Here is a 15,000-nt window from a genome sequence, read left to right on the forward strand (position 1 = left end):
GCCCAGAACCCGCTCCCGCGGACACTTACCGCTTAACCTGCAGAAACAGGATCACGCGAAGATCGATTCATACACCACGTCCGTGGACGTGACCGGAACAGCAGGTGCTGGCGCTGGTGGGGCGCGCCATTTCCAATCGAGAAATCGCCGAAATCCTCCACTTGAGCGAGGGAACGGTGAAGACACACTTGAATCGTCTGATGGCCAAGCTGGGCTTGTCGAACAGGGCCCAAGTCGTGGCATTGGCCTACGACTGCGGTTTGGTGACGGCCTGCCGCCGACGCTTCCAGGGAGAGCTGATTATGTACTGCGAAAGTTGACCCCAGCGGGTGGACGTCATGCGCAATACACACGCCTAGCGTGTTCTGTGTCACCGACTCAGGTCAGCCTCGCAGAAGGATTCTCAATGCGCAGACACATCCTGCTCTATGAAGGCAAGTGCGGTCGATGCAGCAAACTCGCGACCGAGGTCGTTGCGGTTTCCGAGCAGCGCCTGGATGCCGTGCGACTGGATGACCCACTGGCCGCGCAATGGGCGGAGGAGGCAGGGAAGCCTCTTCCCCTGCGGCCCGCGCTCGTGGTGCTCTCCTCGCAGAAGACCCGGTTGCTCACCGGGGTGTCAATGATCGCCACGCTCGTCCGTCATCTGGGCGCACGGCAGTCCGCGACGGTGCTGAGGGCCATCGGCGATGACCGTGGCAACGTCTCGGAGAAGCGGCGTGCCTTTCTCCGAACCGGAGTGGCCGGTTTGGCAGTGGTCACCGGATCGATACTGCTTCCCGGTACGGCACTGGCGGGAACAACGCCGGAACTCACCGCGGAGGAGAAGAGGGACCTCCTCGCCCAGGCCGCCGGATACGACCGCATGGACGTTGTGCGGCAGAGGCTTCTGCGCGCCGGCTTCGAACTGATGCCGCAGGAGGAGATCGTGGTGGGCACCGTCGCGGACGCGGCCGTCCTGTCGTTCTACGCCCGCAAGGACGGAGATCCCACCCGAGCCGCCGTGCTGGTGAGACGTGTCGCCCGGGGCCGGGTCGACGCCTCGCTCGAGTACGTGTCCGGCGATCCGAAAGCATTGGCATCCGGCGGCAGGATCAATACGGCCGCGCTGCAGGTCTCGCCCCTGTCGCTGGCTCGGCCGGGTGAGGCTGAACCGCTCAGCCCCAATGACTACTTCAGGTGCATGTTCGCGTGCATAGGCGCCAACTGCTCCGACCGCGCGCAGAATTGCATACGTCTGCCTACACTGGCACTGGCGCTCGCCTGCCTTCTCGTGGTGTGCGGGAGTGAGACGCGGCCGTGCCACGGAGTCTGCAAATCGGAGTGGTAGGGGGAGCGGTTCATTGACGAACCATGACCCGGTGAACGATGCGGCGACCGCACAGGCCGCCGCATCGCTGGTTCAGCGGTTGCTGCTCACGGGACGGTCACGGGCGCACACATCCATCCACGTGGTGGAGCCGGGGGTGACCTCGGCCACGGACATGCTGGTGGACTTTCCCGCCCGTCGAGTACTCGGCAAGGTCACGACATCGATGGACGGAAAGGCCGTAGGGCCGGCCCTGCCCCAGTACTTCGCCGAAGGCGCCCTGCGCATGCCGGTGGAGACGACGACGGGCACGCACTGGGCCGAGGTGGAAGGCCCGACCTTCTGGGACTGGGAACTGGGCCTGCTGCTCGCCATTGGAGGTGTCCGGCCGGGACCCGCCGCGGGAACGGTGATGAATCCCTGGCTGGCCCGCGAGAACCTGACCGAGCCATCCCTCCGGACAGGGCTCGACACGACGCTGGCGACGCTAGGATGGCGAAACCCGCACTATCAGGCACCGACTCGGGCGATGGTGCACAGCGACGGGCTGGGCGTGCAGATGGAGGCGGAACTGGGTGACGAGCGCGGCCTGGCCGTCGAGGAACTGCGATACACCGGGTGGATCCGATCCGCCCCGGAGGCGGAGTTTCCGCCGTGGCCCGAGGCCAGTGCGCGCTACGACGCCGATTCCTTCGTGCGTGCGTTGATACCGGACTGGCCCGAAGAACTGCCCACGACGCCCTGGCAAGGGCTCTGACCGGTTCAGAGCTCCCCTCCACCAGTGGGCGGCGACGTCAGCGACGTTTGTCGTCGGTACATTGTGGGTGCCGAAAATTCGTCCACCTAATCTGACCTGGAGTCATTCAAGTGTCGATCACTCTCGTCTGAGCGAACGCTCAGCCCGATTTGAGCAGTTGCTCAGCTTCTACTTGGACGTCATGTCGTGCAGCTCAAGCGTTATGAGCGCAGGTTGCGCCGCAAAGGATCATTCTTCTGACCAAGTCGTCAGCGCAAGATGCGCTGGCGTCGGCCGGACAGGACCGATCGCCACCGCCCCGACACCGGCGGACATCGATCAAGGAAACTCCTAATCAGCGGGTCCTGTGGGGCTCAATAATAGGATTCTGCGTCTGGCCTGCGGTTCTTGTGGTGTCAGCTGGCGATCCGGCCACACCGCACTCGGAGGCCATCCACCGGCCAGCCGTGTCCCCAACCTCTCGGGGCAATACACCTAAACGGCAGAAACCGTGGAGAGCCCGTTGCGGAGAGATCCGCACGGCGGGTTCGGCGAGCGGCCTGGGGAAACGGAGCGGGAGCAACCCGCCACCGCACCCCAGGCCGACTCAACAGTCACAGGCCAACAGTCCTTTCGCCTGCAGGCGCAGGAACGTCCGCCACGAGGTGTCGACGCTTCGTGGCGCCAGCGGTTGTCGGCGTGAACGCAGAATCCGCCGCACCGTCGCCGCGCTGACTCGCACACCGAGCCGCACCAGTTCGCCGTGGACCCGCCGGTACCCCCACCTCGGATTCTCCTGGGCCAGACGAAGGACCAGGTCTCGGACCTCTTTGCTTGTTCCGGGGCGGCCGGCACGGTGTGGGTAGGTCCATGCGCGTCTGATCAAACGACGATGCCACGCCAACAACGTGCCGGGGGTGACCAGCCGATGAGCCCGCAGCATCGACGGCAAGAAGCGGGCCAAGGCCGCTAGAAGCGCCCTATCGGCCCAGTCCGGCTTCGGCCGGACGACCTGACGCTTCAACACAGCAACTTCGTGGCGGAGGACCATGATCTCGACGTCCTTGGACGCCTGGCTGCGCCCCAGCAACACCAGCCAGCCAAACACCCGGTCAAGGTCAGATACAGCAGACGAACCGACACAGACCGCGATCTTGCCTGCGCGGTGCCTGGAGGTCAAAGCCGCAGATCAAGCACTACGCGATGAGTTTTGAAGCAGTACAGGCGGTGAGTCGGTGCGGTGCCGGTCCTGCGCTCAGCAGGTCGCTCAGCACATGCGCGGTTGCCAGCAGGCCGAGTGCGCCGGCTACTCCCGATCCGGCGTAGACCGCCAGGGCCGCCAGCGTCAGGCGCGGGGAGCTGCGCCAGGCCCAGCCTGCTATCAGGGTCACGGTGCGGATCAGGCCGCCGACCAGTTGACGCGTCCCGGCTTGGCCGGCCTGCGTGCGGGCGTCGGCCCACGAGGGTGGATTGAGGTCTTCGACGCCGACCAGCGCTGGCCCCTGCTGAGCGGAGTCGGAGCCCTGGTGGGAAGGATGGAGGCGGGGGATGGAGCCGGAAGAAGACATGAGGCATCCTCATGCCGCCCTTCGGACCCCTTGGCCGCAGCATGTGCGGCGTTCGCTTCGGACCTTGCGGCGTAACTGCAACGAAAGCGGACAGGTGTGAGCGTAACACTACGGGGCGCACAGCCCCACGCCGTTCGGCACGCCAGGACGCTTTCGGGCCCGCGGACGATGCGGGTGGGACGCGGCGCTCAGCGGTAAAGGTCGTCGATCGCCGCCTGCAGGCGGTGCTGGGCGGCCTGGCTGGTAGTGACGCCGATGAGCACGTAGGTGGCCAGGCCTTCGGCGAGCGCCACCAGGCTGACCGCGTGCCGGTGCGGGTCTGCGCCGGGCATCAGGCGGCCGGCGCTCTGGTCGATGTGCAGCAGGTCGGTCATGTCCCGGTGGAAGGCGTCATACAGCTGACGCAGCCGGGCGGCGATCTGCTCGTCGGCCAGCGCCAGGGCGTGAAAGGACTGCCGTACACGTATGTGCGCCTGGCTGGCGGCGTCGTAGGGGATGAGCTCGTTCAGCACCGTGGTAAGCACCAGGCGGGGCTCGGCGGCCTGCAGGTCGGCGCCGGCCTTGGCCCGGATGCGGGCGCTGGACAGCTCGTTGCCGCGCTCGAAGGCGGCTTCCAGGAGTTGCTGCTTGGCGGGGAAGTAGTGCTGCACCCGGCCGGGTGAGACGCCCGCCCGGGCGGCCGCCTCGGTCAGCGAGACCGCGGCCAGGCCGCGATCGGCGACGATGGCGAGCACCGCGTCGGCGATCTCATTGCGCCGCTGCGCGTGCTGCGCACCCGGCCCTCTGCCCATGGACCCTCCCAGCTTCTCAATGTGTACACATCGGATTATATGCTGGAGCCAGCGTAAACCAATGTGGTCACATCGTAATGTGTTGGGAGACGGGTCGGGTGCCGGTCGTGTTGGCGCTGCTGTGCGCCGCGCAGTTCATGGTGGTGCTGGATGTGTCGGTGGTGAACGTCGCGCTGCCGTCCATCCAGCACACGCTCGGCTTCGACGCGGCGCATCTGGCGTGGGTCGGCAACGCCTACGCGCTGAGTTTCGGCGCCCTGTTGCTGCTCGGCGGCCGACTGGCCGACGTGTACGGGCACCGGCGTGTCTTTGCCGCGGGCCTGGCGGTGTTCACCGTCGCGAGCCTGGCCGGCGGGCTGGCCGATGTGCCCGGCGCGCTGATCGCCGCCCGCGCCGGTCAGGGGGTGGGGGCGGCGATCCTGGCTCCGGCCACACTCACGATCTTGATGGCGTCCTTTGCCGAGGGGCCGCGGCGTACCCGGGCGATCGCCGTCTGGACGGCGGTGAGCTTGGCCGGCGGGACGGCGGGCAACCTGATCGGCGGCGCGCTGACGCAGTACCTGTCCTGGCGCTGGATTTTGCTGATCAACGTGCCGATCGGGCTGGTCTGCCTGGCCGCGGCCCGCCTGCCCCCCGGCCGGGCGCGCGATGGCCGGCGGCGGCTGGACGTGCTCGGCGCCGTGTTGGCCAGTGCCGGGCTGGGCGCGCTGGCCTATGGCCTGTCCGGCGCGCCCGCCTTCGCGCTCGCCGGGGCCGTTGTGCTGGCCCTGTTCGTGCTGGTCGAGGTGCGCGTGGCGCGGGCGCCGCTTATTCCGCCGTCGCTGCTGCGGCCGCGGCCGATCTGGCTGGGCAACACCGTGATGCTGCTGGCCGGGGCGTGCCTGAACCCGATGTGGTACTTCCTGACCTTGTCCCTGCAGAACGTCCTGGGCTACGGGCCGTTGCAGACCGGGCTGGCCTTCCTGCCGCACACCCTGCTGACCATGCTGGTCGGCCTGCGGGTGGCGCCGTGGCTGATGCGCCGCGCCGACGATCGCGTGCTCATCGCCGCCGGGGCGCTGATCGGCGCGGCCGGCTTTTGGTGGCAGAGCCGCATCGCCCCGGGGCAGGACTACCTGACGGCCATCGGCGGCCCGGCCGTGCTGATCTCGCTCGGCGCGGGCCTGCTGAACACGCCGCTCACCGTCACGGCCACCTCAGGCATCGCCCCGGCCGATACGGGGGCGGCCTCCGGACTGATGAACACCGCCAAGCAGATCGGCGGCGCGCTCGGCCTGGCCGCTCTGGTCACGCTGACGACGGGACCGGACGGCGTAGGCGGCGGTCCGGCACCGGCACACGTTCTGGCGGCCGGGTACGGGCAGGCGTTCGCCGTTCTCGCCGTGGTGCTGGTCGCCGTCGCCCTCCTGGCGGCCGCGCTGCCGCGACGGCGTGACGGCACACCCGACGCCCCTGGCGAGCCGGCCGATCAGCAACCCGCCCGCTGATCGGGCGTTCCTGCGCGTCGGTGGGTCAGGCAGGAGGTGGCTGCAGCCTGTCTCGCGCCCGCCAGCAGGAGTGGATGGCCCCAGACCGCGGGTAGACAGCGCCGCTGGCCAGCTGGCCGGCGTGCCGCTGCAGGTCGGCGGCGAACTCCTCGGCCCGGCTTAGCTGCGTGTGCAGTACCTGGCAGCGGTCACGAGTGGCCTGTTGGAAGCGGCCCAGCCGCGCCAGCAGTTGCTCGCGCTCGGCCGCCTCCAGTGCCGGCGCTTCGCCGCCGTCGAGCCGGTCGGTGACGGCCAGCAGTTCGCCCATTTCCTCCAGCGTGAATCCGAGCGGCTTCATCCGGCGGATCACCATCAGCCGGGCCACGTCCGCCTCGGTGTACAGGCGGAAACCGCCCTGGCTGCGGGCCGAGGGCCGGACCAGGCCGACCTCCTCGTAGTGCCGGATGGTGCGCAGCGACAGCTCGGTCAGCGCCGCCTGTCCGGTGCCACAACTTGCTCGTGGTGCCGGCCTGCGGTTTCGTACGTCGTCAAGCAGCTCTGCGGTACTCATTGATAAGGCCGCAGACGGCGCTTCGTCTCTCTATTCGGGGGTGAGATCGACCACCTCGGCCGGATCGTGAACCGGAACGTGAAGGGGCTGACGTAGTGACAGCGCCTGATGGCGAACGCGTTCGCCCGTGGCGAGCGTGGCGGAATCTTGACGATGTGCGCGTCCGCGCCGGCGAGCACATCGTCGAAATCTCTGCCGAATCTGCCGTCCCTGTCCCGGATCAGGAACCGGAACCTGTCGGCTCGTTCGCCGAGTTCCATCAGCAGGTTGCGCGCTTGCTGCGCCGTCCAGGCACCGGTCGGGTGAGCCGTGACACCGAGAATGTGCAGGCGCCGCGTTTCGATCCCATCACGAACAGCACGTACAGGCGCTTGAGGAACACCGTATCGACGTGGAGAAAGTCGCACGCCAGGATGCCGCAGGCCTGAGCAGTCAGGAACTGGCGCCAGGTCGGTGAAGCCCGGCGCGGCGCGGGCCCGAACCCCGCCGCCGCCAGGACCCGGCGGACCGTCCCCTCCCCTACCCGGCATCCAAGACCAAGGAGCTCGCCCCGGATGCGCCGATGCCCCCACCCCGAGTTCTCCCGCGCCAACCGGACGATCAGAGCACGGAGCTTCTCAGAAATGGGTGGCCGACCGTGATTGCCGGGAAAGGTCCACTTCTTCTTGACCAGCCTGCGGTGCCAGGCCAGCAGCGTGCCGGGTGTCACGATGCGATGCAGCCGAAGGCGAGCGGGTAACGTCCTCGCCAGCGCGGCCAGCAACGCCCGATCGGCCAATCCGGCCTGCGCCGGACGACCTGACGACACAGCACCGCGACCTCATGCCGCAACACCAAGATCTCCACCTCTTCGAAGCACTCCCCCGTGTGAGCAACACCAGCCAGCCGAACACCCTGACCACCAGCAGATACAGAAGCCGAAACAACACAAGAGACGAGCCTAGAAGACCAGGTCAGACCCCCTGCATCAGTTCTGGCACCGGACAGGTCCCGGTGCCGGTGGATGGTGCGGGAGTCGTGGTCGAGGCGTTGACCGCGAGTGGCGCGCAGGCCGTCGTGCTCACCCCTGCCCACCAGTGGCCGACCGGTGTCGTGCTGGCTCCCGAGCGGCGTCATCAGCTGCTGGCCTGGGGAGGACTGATCATCGAGGATGACTACGATGCGGAGTTCCGCTACGACCGCCAGCCTGTCGGCGCCCTGCAGGGTCTGGCCGCCGATCGCGTGTTTCTGCTCGGGACGGTGAGCAAGACGCTCGCCCCGGTGCTGCGCCTGGGCTGGGTGATATGCCCGCCCGGCTGGGCCGGGCGAGTGGCGGGGCAGAAGGCGCTACTGGATCGGGGATCACCGGCGCTCGACCAGGTCGCGCTGGCGATCCTGATCGAATTGGGGCGGTTTGACCGGCATCTTCGGCAGATGCGCGGGATCTACGCCCATCGCCCCGCCGCCCTGGTAGCCGCCGTCGGCCGACACGCACCGCAGATTCGACTGACCGGCCTGGACGCGGGCTTCCACGCGATCGCGCACCTGCCCGCCGGTGCCAAGGAAGAGAGCCTCGTGGCCGCTGCGCGTGAGCGTGGGGTGGGCTTGTACGGCATGTCGGGCAACGTACTAGGCGCGGCAACCAGCGGTCCGTGTCTGGTAATGGGCTTCGGCAACGTCCGCGAGCAGGCCATCGACCAGGGCGTCGCGGCCCTGGCCGACCTGCTGCGTTAAGCCGTAGCCCTGTAGGACGGGACGACGACGCCCGCGACCAGGGTGCCGAGCAGCCGCAGCTTGCCCGTCAGTCCATCGGTGAACAGCGGCTCGGGCGGTTCATCCTTGCCGGCCAGGATCGGGGGCACCGACAGGTGGATCTCGTCGAGCAGCCCGTGGCGTCCGGGCCCAGGCCGTAGGTGACGATGACGCCGCCGGGCTGGGCCTTGAGCGTGGCCACCTGCTCAGCCGTTGATGTCCTGTGCGCCGCCTACCACAGCACCTCATCGGGGGGTGCTGCCACAGAGGGCATCCTCCCTGATGATCAAGGGTGACCTCAGGTCAAGGTGTCCGCAGAGCTGGGGGAAGCTCAGCCCTCTCAGAGCGGCCCCGCCACCCGGCTTTGGGCCGGCCGCAAACCCTGCCGGCCTCGCTATCGGATCGGCCAAAGCCGTGCGCGCCGATCCGGCCGGATGAAGGCCGGCCGGGTCGGCGCTGATCGAAGAAGGGCCGGTCAGCAGTGGCAGCCGTGGCACAACATGATGCTGAGCGTGCTGCTGTCACCGCACATCAGGAGGCTGACGCTGCTGTTGCCGGCGACCGCGCGCTCGAGGTCGGCGTCGGGGTTCTTGAGCCTCTGCAGGTCCAGTACGTGCGTCATGCCGATCGTGTCCTTTCTGAGGGAGTGAGGAAGGGCAGAACGGGCGTGCCGTCGAACACGGCGCACAGCGCCGTCAGGACACCGGCGGAACCGGTGGCCAGATCCATGGACAGCCGCATCAGCTGTTCACCGGGGAACGCGGCGTGGCCGCGGTAGGGCAGGAGGTGCCAGGACAGCCTGCGCAGGTGCCGGTCGAGAAGCTCCGGCTCACGCGGCCCGGCGAGGAAGGCGATGAAGCCCGCCCTGCCGTTCATGAGACCGGAGCCGATGACGAACTCGCAGCGGGCCGCCCGGCCGATCCCGGCCAGCGCGGTCGTGAACGCCTCGTCCTCGCGGTGACGCAGGTACTCCCGCAGGACCAGGCCGATGCCGACGCTGCCCGTGGCGATGTAGGGCATCATCCGCCAGCCCTCATCCACTTGCACACTGCCGTCGGCCAGCGTCGCGCAGACCGCGAGGTCGGCGCGCAGCGCGGTCGCGGCGTGGTCGAGGAACGACTGGTCGCCGGTGGCCTCGAACAGGCGGATGTGCAGCAGCGCCTGGCCGGATGGGCCGTGTAGCAGGCCGGGCCGGTAGCGGGTCGTCTCCCACCGGGCGAGCAGTTCCCTGCCGGCGGCCACGGCCCGCTCGCGCAGGGAGTCCTCGCCGGTGAGCTCGGCGAAGCGCAGCAGGTTGAGCCCCGCTCCGGCCAGCCCGTCGTACAGGCCGGCCGACAGCCGCTCCGGCCGCGTGTTCACGACCCTCTCCAGTACGGCCAGCGCGTCCTGCCGCCGGCCCAGCTCTTCCAGGGTGTAGGCGATGCCGTGCAGGCCGTCGTAGAAGCCGAGGCGGCTGTTGTGGCGGCGGTGCCGTACCCCTTCGAGCAGCCATTCCTCGTGAGCGGGGGAACGCTCGCGGCCGCCCAGCGCCAGGGCGTGGAGCACGCCCGCTGCGCCGTTGGCCAGGCCGAGGCCGTTGGCGGAGAATTGTTCGATGTCGCCGGGGAAGAGCCGGTCGGTGCGCTCGGGCGTGGCGGCGGCGGCGATCCCCTCGCACAGGGACGCGCGCAGGCCCGGCCAATCGAGCCTGCCGGCGTCCATCTCCCCGGCCAGCCGGGCAACGTTGTGGCCGGGGTCGTGGGTGTGCGCGGGACGGCGGTCGCGCAACTCCCGGACCGGCTGGTCGAACAGGGCGCGGTCGACGCCGAACCGGTCTGCGGCGGCGTCGGCCAGCACGGTGGCCTTGCCCGGGTCGAGCGGCAGCAGCGCCGTCAGCGGCAGGAACATGCTGAGGTACAGGCAGGCCATGGCGTAGCGGTCGGCCTCGGCGCCGGTCCGGCCGTCCGGCGCCGCGTAGCCGGGGGCGCCCAGCATCGCCGTAGTCTCGTCCAGGGTGAAGGAGGCGACCTCCAGATCGACGAACCTGATCTGGCCGTCGGGGCGCACCATGACGTTGCGCGGGTGGAAGTCCCCGATGGCCACGCCGTGCCCGTGCAGCGTGCGGATGGCCGCCGCGATCCGCTCCAGCACGTCCAGCGCCCAGCGGGTGTAGGCGGCCACCTCGTCCTCGGTCGGGTCGGCGTGGATCAGGGGATAGCGGCCGGTCATCAGGCTGAGCAGGGAATCGCCCTCGATGTACTCCTCGACCAGGAACTCGTGCTCCCAGCAGGTGAGGTAGTCGTACGGCTCCGGCACCGTGCCGCTGCCCTTGAGCTCGGTCAGGAAGTCCCGTTCATGCCGCAGCCGTCGTGCGGCGTCGCGCCCGCCGACGTCCAGCCCGGCGAACGGTCGCGCCTCCTTCAGCACCACGCGGCGCCCGGTGCGCGGATCGTCGGCCAGGTAGACGCCGCCGCCGTTGGAGAAGTGCAGCGGCCGCTCGATCAGGAACGGGAACTCATGGGGAGTATCCGGGTTTGTTCGCGCCCGCACGCTGGCTTCCAAGAAGGCCGGAACCTCCACCCACTCGGGCACGACGAACTCCGGCTCCCGCCGGTCGGGCACCAGACGTCCGTCCGGCGTGGAGATCGCCGCCACCTGCTCGCCGCGCGCGTCGAGGCAGTGCCGCTCGACGAAGGCGCCGTAGCGCACGTACAGCGGCCCGTCCCGCCACCGGACGTCGCTGAGGATGTACGGCCCCCGCGTCCCGGCCAGTTCGTCGCCCAGTTCGGTGAGCACCTGTTCCAGTTCGGTGGCGTCCGGGTAGAGCGTGAGGAGTTTGCCGCTGCCGCCGCGGTCGGCGTACTTTCCGTTGCGCACATGGAAGCCGGAGTGGTCGGTCAGGTACTTGAACGAGATCGTGCGCGGGACGCAGTAGTCCCAGACCTGGCAGACGACCTTGTCGGCGGACTCCGCAGCCGCCGACACGTGGATCTTCCAGCCCTGCATGGGCAGCCGTGTGCCCGGAGGGATCAGGCCGGTCCAGACGTCGCGCTCCTCACGTTGCCATCCGGCGGGGACGGGGCGGCCGGCGGCGAACCGCCTGTTCGCCAGCGGGGAACGTGAGGGCAGGTCATAGAAGAGCGGGTCGGTGAAGGAGAACTGTTCGTAGCGCACGATCGCCTCCCAAGAAGCCCGGCCTCCATCAGACTCTGGCCGCGATCTCTTGTAAACCCGGCAATTCACCGACTTTGGCGCGGGATCGCAATGAGCGCGGCGCCAAGCCGATTTACGGCCCCCTTTCACGACATTTCTGGACACCGGGTGAATCGTGTCCGGCACAGACGACGACATCCCTGTCAGTGGTCTTCGTCAGTGCTTTGTCATTTCCGGACCGCCGGCAAGGGGACTACATCCCCTGAAAACCCTCAACTCGGGCGGTGTCACCCGCAAAGTGGCTGCTGCCCTGGGAAGGCGCCCCGGCCTGCGCCAGACAGCGGACCGTGCTCATCGCGCCGCCCCCGCCGAACCGGTGCACAGCGCCGTCATCATCCTCGACCCCGGCCCGCGCACCTCGCCTCCGGCGTCTTCCCCGAGACCGCCACGCTGGCACCATACTGGGTCGTCGACGCCCAGACCAGCATGCTCACCCAGTACAGCGCTTTATGAGAGGAGACCGTCGTGTGGGTGCGGATGTCCACGGACGAGGTCGTGCCCAAGGACAGGGCCGACTGGTACCAGGATGTGGTGTCCAGGACCGTGGCTCCCCATATCCTGGCCATTGATGACCCCGCCGGGTTCCGAGCGCGAACCTGTGTCCTGAGCCTGGGGCAGGTCGAGGTCTCGCGGCACAGCCATGCCGCCCACCGGGCATGGCGTACGCCCGCGCTGATCCGCCGCAGCGATCCGGAGCACTATCTACTTGGGATGATCGTGCACGGTCGCAGGGGATCTCCCAGCGGCGCACCGGGAGCGACCTGGCGGCCGGGGACGCGGTCTTATTCGACACCTCCCACACCTACGCCGCCGGAACCCCTGACAAGAAAGGGACCGGGGTGATCATCGTGCACATCCCCCGCACGATGATCAGTCTTCCGGCTGACCGGCTCGACGCTGCGCTGGGCTGCCGGCTCATCCTGCGCCACGGCATCGGTCCCATCCTCCGCCAGTTCCTCACCTCCCTCGACACCCACGCCGCGCACTGCGCGACACCACAACTGCGTGCATTGGAGCGGTCGATACTCGAACTCGTCTCCGGACTGCTGGCCCAGCAGATCGACGCCTGGGATCGTCTCCCGATCGAAACCCGGAAACAGGTGCTGCTGCGGCGTATCGACGCCTTCATCGACCACAACCTCGCCGACCTCCATCTGACACCACAAACCATCGCGGCCTCCCACAACGTCTCTCTCCGCACCCTGTACTCCCTATTCGAAAGCCGTGGGGAGAGCGTGGCCGCGCACATACGGCGACGCCACCTGGAACAGTGCCGGACCGATCTGGCCGACCCCGCCTGGCTCCGGCAGCCCGTTCAGGTGATCGGCGCCCGCTGGGGATTCACCAGTCCATCGTCCTTCTCCCGGGCCTTCCGCCAAACCTTCGGCACCAGCCCCAGCACCTACCGCCGCTCCCTGCGGACGCCATCCGGCCCGTCACCATCTCCTTGACGCGGCGTGCCGGGGATTCCACGCAGTCCTCGCACGAAGCCTCGCATCCGGCATGCACCCCGATGTTCACCACGCCGGACCGGTCTCCGGGATGTCACGGCGATCCTGGCACTCCTGACCACGGTAGACAGCCACCTCCGGGTCAGCGCGTGACGGCCACAGTCCCGAGCGTGCTGACCATGTTCACGCGGATGATCCCTGCTGTTCGGCGCCGGAGCCTCGGCACCACCGCCCTCACGGCACCAGAACGCTGTCGTTGCCATGATTTGTCACAGCGTGCGGAAATCCTGCGCCATTCGTGCAGAAAGCTGCCGTACGGGCGGCTGGCCCGATATCACGAACAGGCATCCTGCAGACCACGGAGAACAGAATGACAGATGACAGCGAACGTCATCCGCAGACAGTGCGTGGGAACTCCAGCGTTCGCGCCTTCCCGCGCGACCGGATCCAGCAGAGACCGGACGTCGAAATCTTCGGCGAGCTCCTCCAGGTCATCGTGATCGACAGCGGCCTGCTCACGACCGACGAGACGGTGAAGAAGCTCGCCACGCTGACCGCCGACTTCACCGTGGAGACCGGCGCGCTGACGACCTGCCTGGAGGTCAGACGCAGGGTGTTCGAGGAACCGGAAATCGCAGTAGGAGACATCTCCCCAATGCCCCTCTTATTTGATGATGAGGCTCACCATTTGAGCCCTTGTCGCATATAAGAGGGCCGTTCACGGAAGGTTTGCGCATGCCGGTACGTATCTATCGATTAGCCGTCGCCTTCTTCACCCTCATCGCCCTGGTCGGCGTCCCGGGGACAGCATCCGCGCAGGGCGTCGCAGTATGTTCACCCGGAACCGACTCCGCCGTCGCCAGCCCCGTGGAGATCGATCGGGCCTGTGCGATATCGGGTACCGCCAACCAGCTCATCATTCCCGCCACCTACAGCACACTGCTGAGCGGAGTTTTCGAATTCCACGACGCCGCACCCCAAGGGCAGACGTCATCCAACGATGAGATGAAATTCAAGGTCAACAACGCCGACCTCTATGTCACCTATGCTGGTGTGCATTACAAGCTCCTCAACGTGCACTTCCACGGATTGTCCGAGCATCGGTTCGCCGGCGACGCCGTGTCCCCCATCGAGGCGCATCTCCAGCACGAGTCGGTCGGCGGGCAGACCTTAGTTCTCGCAGTGCAGTCGAAGACCGACCCGAACATCTTCACTTCGACCACCTTCGACGCGTTCCTGACCGACCCACCGAGGGTGACCGACCAGCTGAAATCGCACAGCGACATCAACCTCGCCAATCTGCTGCCGGTCGACCGCACCCACTACCGGTACACCGGATCTCTGACGACACCTCCATACACCCCCGGAGTGACGTGGATCGTCTTCAACGCGCGCGTCAACATTCAAAACGGAAACGTCACCTCCTTCAATAACGCATGGACGCAGGGCGGTACACGGGTGTTCAACCACAGAACCGTCCAGACGAACTCCCCTCCTCCCAACGTCTACGCACACTGACACCTCACACCTGCCCCACCCTTCCAGCAGGAAGGGTGGGGCCCAATTCTCCTGCTCTCAGGCTGCGGGACCGTCGTCGGCGTTTCTCATGGATGGGGCCAGCTTGGGCTGGGGTACGACACTGCGTGGACTAAGGTGACGGGATGGGCTATATTCGCCCTCGCCATGCCACCGGACCTCAGACGATTCCAGAGAGTGCAACACCTGATGAGTGAACAAGAATTAGTCGAGGTATTCCAGGGAACGGATGTCGCCGCCACGCCCGGCGAAGCGATACTCCGCAAAAGTCGCGCCAATCTGTGGCGCGGCGCGGAGGCCGTGGGTGGCAACCTCTGGCTGACCAGGAAATGGCCGGTGTTCCGCTCGCACCTCCTGAACAACCGGTCAATACCTTCGGCATCGTGCCCATCGGCATGGAATTGGTGCTACGGAGCGCTTCGTCGTGACCACGTGTCGTAACTGGACGAGCGCGATCGCAGAAGCGCAAGGCTGAACCCTTGCCTGACGTGACAGCGAGGGGCCGGTGGGGAGCTCTCCTCATGACGGCTGTTCTGCTGACCGGCGGCGCCGTTCACGCGTCAGCGGGCGAGCCGATCAAGGTGTCGGCCCGGCAGGTGCTGACGACCGGCGGGCATGGTGATCTCACCTCGGTGGTGTTCGGCAGGCT

17 protein-coding genes are annotated in these 15,000 nt (G+C 67.6%); 9 read left to right on the top strand and 8 right to left on the bottom strand.

The window, feature by feature from the left end:
* The first annotated feature begins 104 nt into the window (after positions 1-104).
* The 3 genes from ACFWY5_RS57230 to ACFWY5_RS57240 all read left to right on the top strand — a co-directional run bounded on the left by ACFWY5_RS57230 (position 105) and on the right by ACFWY5_RS57240 (position 2,066).
* The gene (locus tag ACFWY5_RS57230; RefSeq protein ID WP_379640283.1) at positions 105-320 is read left to right on the top strand and encodes a response regulator transcription factor; all 216 of its coding nucleotides are present in this window, start codon (positions 105-107) and stop codon (positions 318-320) included.
* Between the two features lie 86 nt (positions 321-406).
* Positions 407-1,330, top strand: a complete 924-nt coding sequence (locus ACFWY5_RS57235; protein WP_379617076.1) for a hypothetical protein — start codon at positions 407-409, stop codon at positions 1,328-1,330.
* A 31-nt stretch (positions 1,331-1,361) separates the two neighbouring features.
* Positions 1,362-2,066: a hypothetical protein gene (locus ACFWY5_RS57240; protein WP_379617074.1), complete on the top strand. Its 705-nt coding sequence runs from the start codon at positions 1,362-1,364 to the stop codon at positions 2,064-2,066.
* Between the two features lie 586 nt (positions 2,067-2,652).
* On the opposite strand, the gene ACFWY5_RS57245 is transcribed toward ACFWY5_RS57240, so the two are convergent.
* The 3 genes from ACFWY5_RS57245 to ACFWY5_RS57255 all read right to left on the bottom strand — a co-directional run bounded on the left by ACFWY5_RS57245 (position 2,653) and on the right by ACFWY5_RS57255 (position 4,404).
* Positions 2,653-3,153 carry a helix-turn-helix domain-containing protein gene (locus ACFWY5_RS57245; RefSeq protein ID WP_379640284.1) on the bottom strand — a complete coding sequence of 167 codons (501 nt, stop codon included), beginning with the start codon at positions 3,151-3,153 and terminating at the stop codon, positions 2,653-2,655.
* An 88-nt stretch (positions 3,154-3,241) separates the two neighbouring features.
* Positions 3,242-3,613 (bottom strand): hypothetical protein, encoded by a 372-nt coding sequence (locus ACFWY5_RS57250; protein ID WP_379640285.1) that lies wholly within the window; start codon positions 3,611-3,613, stop codon positions 3,242-3,244.
* A 188-nt stretch (positions 3,614-3,801) separates the two neighbouring features.
* Positions 3,802-4,404: a TetR/AcrR family transcriptional regulator gene (locus ACFWY5_RS57255; RefSeq protein ID WP_379640286.1), complete on the bottom strand. Its 603-nt coding sequence runs from the start codon at positions 4,402-4,404 to the stop codon at positions 3,802-3,804.
* Between the two features lie 98 nt (positions 4,405-4,502).
* Between ACFWY5_RS57255 and ACFWY5_RS57260 the strand changes: the two genes are divergently transcribed.
* Positions 4,503-5,891 carry an MFS transporter gene (locus ACFWY5_RS57260; protein WP_379640287.1) on the top strand — a complete coding sequence of 463 codons (1,389 nt, stop codon included), beginning with the start codon at positions 4,503-4,505 and terminating at the stop codon, positions 5,889-5,891.
* A 25-nt stretch (positions 5,892-5,916) separates the two neighbouring features.
* On the opposite strand, the gene ACFWY5_RS57265 is transcribed toward ACFWY5_RS57260, so the two are convergent.
* Complete coding sequence (locus ACFWY5_RS57265) at positions 5,917-6,426, bottom strand: MerR family transcriptional regulator (protein ID WP_379640293.1); 510 nt, start codon at positions 6,424-6,426, stop codon at positions 5,917-5,919.
* A gap of 274 nt (positions 6,427-6,700) precedes the next feature.
* Positions 6,701-7,150: a hypothetical protein gene (locus tag ACFWY5_RS57270; protein ID WP_379640288.1), complete on the bottom strand. Its 450-nt coding sequence runs from the start codon at positions 7,148-7,150 to the stop codon at positions 6,701-6,703.
* Between the two features lie 308 nt (positions 7,151-7,458).
* On the opposite strand from ACFWY5_RS57270, the gene ACFWY5_RS57275 reads away from it, so the two are divergent.
* Positions 7,459-8,154: a PLP-dependent aminotransferase family protein gene (locus tag ACFWY5_RS57275; RefSeq protein WP_379617062.1), complete on the top strand. Its 696-nt coding sequence runs from the start codon at positions 7,459-7,461 to the stop codon at positions 8,152-8,154.
* On the opposite strand, the gene ACFWY5_RS57280 is transcribed toward ACFWY5_RS57275, so the two are convergent.
* The 3 genes from ACFWY5_RS57280 to lanKC form a co-directional block, all read right to left on the bottom strand.
* Positions 8,151-8,282: a hypothetical protein gene (locus tag ACFWY5_RS57280; protein ID WP_379640289.1), complete on the bottom strand. Its 132-nt coding sequence runs from the start codon at positions 8,280-8,282 to the stop codon at positions 8,151-8,153. The two genes, ACFWY5_RS57275 and ACFWY5_RS57280, sit on opposite strands and share 4 nt — an antisense overlap.
* Before the next feature lie 365 nt (positions 8,283-8,647).
* Positions 8,648-8,794 carry a class III lanthipeptide gene (locus ACFWY5_RS57285; RefSeq protein WP_379617058.1) on the bottom strand — a complete coding sequence of 49 codons (147 nt, stop codon included), beginning with the start codon at positions 8,792-8,794 and terminating at the stop codon, positions 8,648-8,650.
* The gene (gene lanKC, locus ACFWY5_RS57290) at positions 8,791-11,325 is read right to left on the bottom strand and encodes a class III lanthionine synthetase LanKC (protein WP_379640290.1); all 2,535 of its coding nucleotides are present in this window, start codon (positions 11,323-11,325) and stop codon (positions 8,791-8,793) included. Before lanKC ends, ACFWY5_RS57285 begins: the two co-directional genes overlap by 4 nt.
* A 516-nt stretch (positions 11,326-11,841) precedes the next feature.
* Between lanKC and ACFWY5_RS57295 the strand changes: the two genes are divergently transcribed.
* The 4 genes from ACFWY5_RS57295 (at position 11,842) to ACFWY5_RS57310 (ending at position 14,333) form a co-directional block, all read left to right on the top strand.
* Positions 11,842-12,207 (top strand): hypothetical protein, encoded by a 366-nt coding sequence (locus tag ACFWY5_RS57295; RefSeq protein WP_379617267.1) that lies wholly within the window; start codon positions 11,842-11,844, stop codon positions 12,205-12,207.
* A complete protein-coding gene (locus ACFWY5_RS57300; protein ID WP_379617054.1) occupies positions 12,204-12,815 on the top strand; it encodes a helix-turn-helix domain-containing protein in 612 nt (203 codons plus the stop codon). Before ACFWY5_RS57295 ends, ACFWY5_RS57300 begins: the two co-directional genes overlap by 4 nt.
* 370 nt (positions 12,816-13,185) lie before the next feature.
* The gene (locus ACFWY5_RS57305) at positions 13,186-13,524 is read left to right on the top strand and encodes a hypothetical protein (RefSeq protein WP_379640291.1); all 339 of its coding nucleotides are present in this window, start codon (positions 13,186-13,188) and stop codon (positions 13,522-13,524) included.
* 26 nt (positions 13,525-13,550) lie between these two features.
* Entirely contained in the window at positions 13,551-14,333 is a 783-nt protein-coding gene (locus tag ACFWY5_RS57310) for a carbonic anhydrase family protein (RefSeq protein ID WP_379640292.1), read from the top strand.
* Positions 14,334-15,000: the final 667 nt, after the last annotated feature.

This window comes from Nonomuraea sp. NPDC059007, assembly GCF_042740555.1.
GTDB lineage: Bacteria > Actinomycetota > Actinomycetes > Streptosporangiales > Streptosporangiaceae > Nonomuraea.